Below are 2,149 nucleotides of genomic sequence, written 5' to 3'. Positions count from 1 at the left end.
CACGGGCCTGGGCGAGCGACGCCCCGCCTGCACAGAGAAAGGTCAATGAGAGCAGATAGATAGCGGTTGTTTTCATGTGCAATTTATAGAGCAGATTGCTCGGGACACAATATAAATTGCAGACGGCAGCATCGCTTCATTCTGGCGACACGGCCATGGTTCACATTCAGTGTAGCAGTTCTTCGCGCTGCTTGGCGACATCCTGCAATTCGGTCCAGGTGTCCGCCGGTTTCTTTTCCGCCCTGGCCTTTCCGGCATCATCGATATGCGCCCATGGATCTGCCGGCTTGTTTTCCGACCTGGCCTTGACCTGCGCAGCATCTGGCGCAGGCGCCACTTCGGCAGGCGGATCCATCGCAACGCAATAAGCGGTGACCAGCACCATCGCCGACCACCACAAGGCGTGGCCACGACTGGCAAAGACTCGAGAGATGCGCGGTCCGAACATGGGCTTGTCGATAGCAGCCCGATATTAACAACTTGTCCAGCCCGACAATATTTACTGATGCCAAATATTGGCATATTTCCCCATTATTCAGTTTCGGTTCATATTGGCCTGACCGGCGAATATAGCTATCCAACTGTTATATATAGATTTTCCAAAACTGGCACGGCCTGTGCAATGCGATTGGCATCTTCGTAAAACAATTTTCGAAGCACCGATTTAAACCAAAAAGGAAATTCAACATGACCAACGCAAACATCCAGAACCAAGTCGCCGCCGCTTTTGCCGCAATTATCACCGCCGCAATTTTCGTCAGCGCTTCGATCGCCCCCGCCATGAACAATGCCGCCGCTCTGGTCGCTTAACCCAATTATAAAGGAACCCAGAATATGTTGTCCTCGAAACTTCAAAACCGTCTCGCCGCAGCCTTTGCCTCTTTCGTTTCGGCTGCCATCCTGCTCAGCGCCTCGATCGGCCCCGCAGTGAACAACAGCGCATCTTTGGTGATCTGATCACCGAAGATGCCCCGACCGGCATCAGCCGCCTGCCCCGCTATTCTGACCGCCGAGTTTAACCTCTTTTAACATCTGCCCGCTATTTATCAGCCGGTGAACAACCTACGCTGGCCCACTTTCATCATCATTACCGTCGCTATGTGCACGGCGCTGTTTCTGGCGATCTTCCTGAGCGGCGGAACGGCAGCGACAACCGCCGCAGTCGTCATCGATCCGAACCGCGCCAGCTTCGGCATCTGCTTTGGCCCCGAGCGTATCACCTGCGTCGTCGACGGCGACACCATCTGGTTCGAGGGCCGCAAGATCCGCATCGCCGATATCAACACCCCGGAAATATCCAGCCCCGGCTGCGCCTCCGAGAGGCAGCTGGGCGAGCGCGCCAAGATGCGGCTGCAGGCCTTGCTCAATCAGGGGAGCTTCTCGCTGCAATCGATCGACCGCGACCAGGACAAATATGGCCGCGACCTGCGGATCATCACCCGCGATGGCCAGAGCCTGGGCGACATATTGGTCGCCGAGGGGCTGGCCGAACGCTGGCAGGGCTATCGCCGCGACTGGTGCTAGAGCGGCTGAATCGCCTGCCCTGTCCTCCGCGACAGAAACCAGGCCAGGGCAAACAGCAGCATGAGCAATCCGTCGACCATGGCGCCGAAAAATACCGGACCGATCGCCACCCTTCCCTGCCAATAGAGGATCGTGACCGGCAGGAAAAAGGCCAGTTTTTCCAGTATCGCGATCAGGATCAGCGGGCGATAGCGGACGGGATCGATGGCGATCATGATGAAAATCAGCTGGAACACCAGCGCTAGCCCGGTAAAGCCGTAATAATATTCCGGCCCGGCGATCACCGGCGACGGTCCGCCGCCCGCCTCGACAAACAGGCCGGGGACCAGCGCGAGCAAGCCCCAGGCGGCAGCGAGAGCAAAAATGATTCGGACAAATTTCATCGTGGCACCAACCTGAACTTTACAAAGTTTATACGGTTAAAAGAAAAAAACACACCCCGGCCAAAAACATCATTTCCAGCGCCTTTGCAGAAGGTTGCGCAAGATTGGCGGCAAGAGTTCTCATAAGCCGACTCTTAGCAGAATCCATTGTTGTAGGACAGAGGCCCGATCCGGAAAATGCCAAGAAATAATGCGAAATCCGGCAAGCCGTGATATCGGATCACCTATGGAAAAATATCGTC

At 55.8% G+C, this 2,149-nt stretch carries 5 protein-coding genes; 3 read left to right on the top strand and 2 right to left on the bottom strand.

All coding sequences use genetic code 11. The annotated features are described in order from the left end of the window. Window positions 1-166 precede the first annotated feature (166 nt). Window positions 167-448: a hypothetical protein gene (locus V7665_RS13505; protein WP_335665054.1), complete on the bottom strand. Its 282-nt coding sequence runs from the start codon at window positions 446-448 to the stop codon at window positions 167-169. A 239-nt stretch (window positions 449-687) separates the two neighbouring features. Between V7665_RS13505 and V7665_RS13500 the strand changes: the two genes are divergently transcribed. The 3 genes from V7665_RS13500 to V7665_RS13490 all read left to right on the top strand — a co-directional run bounded on the left by V7665_RS13500 (window position 688) and on the right by V7665_RS13490 (window position 1,524). Next, window positions 688-810, top strand: a complete 123-nt coding sequence (locus V7665_RS13500) for a hypothetical protein (protein WP_335665053.1) — start codon at window positions 688-690, stop codon at window positions 808-810. 24 nt (window positions 811-834) lie between these two features. Beyond that, entirely contained in the window at window positions 835-957 is a 123-nt protein-coding gene (locus tag V7665_RS13495; RefSeq protein ID WP_335665052.1) for a hypothetical protein, read from the top strand. Window positions 958-1,053: 96 nt separating this feature from the next. Beyond that, complete coding sequence (locus V7665_RS13490; RefSeq protein ID WP_335665051.1) at window positions 1,054-1,524, top strand: thermonuclease family protein; 471 nt, start codon at window positions 1,054-1,056, stop codon at window positions 1,522-1,524. Here the strand turns inward: V7665_RS13490 and V7665_RS13485 are convergent. Continuing rightward, window positions 1,521-1,907 (bottom strand): hypothetical protein, encoded by a 387-nt coding sequence (locus V7665_RS13485; RefSeq protein WP_335665050.1) that lies wholly within the window; start codon window positions 1,905-1,907, stop codon window positions 1,521-1,523. The two genes, V7665_RS13490 and V7665_RS13485, sit on opposite strands and share 4 nt — an antisense overlap. Window positions 1,908-2,149: the final 242 nt, after the last annotated feature.

Origin of the sequence: Parasphingorhabdus sp. (assembly GCF_036964675.1) — a bacterium.
In the GTDB taxonomy this organism is placed as follows: domain Bacteria; phylum Pseudomonadota; class Alphaproteobacteria; order Sphingomonadales; family Sphingomonadaceae; genus Parasphingorhabdus.
The sequence above is the reverse complement of the archived record's forward strand: the minus strand, read 5'-3'. Positions and strand labels throughout refer to the sequence as shown.

Coding starts and splice junctions, on each gene's coding strand:
- V7665_RS13505 (WP_335665054.1), bottom strand. CDS start 448: ATGTTCGGACCGCGCATCTCTCGAGTCTTTGCCAGTCGTGGCCACGCC.
- V7665_RS13500 (WP_335665053.1), top strand. CDS start 688: ATGACCAACGCAAACATCCAGAACCAAGTCGCCGCCGCTTTTGCCGCA.
- V7665_RS13495 (WP_335665052.1), top strand. CDS start 835: ATGTTGTCCTCGAAACTTCAAAACCGTCTCGCCGCAGCCTTTGCCTCT.
- V7665_RS13485 (WP_335665050.1), bottom strand. CDS start 1,907: ATGAAATTTGTCCGAATCATTTTTGCTCTCGCTGCCGCCTGGGGCTTG.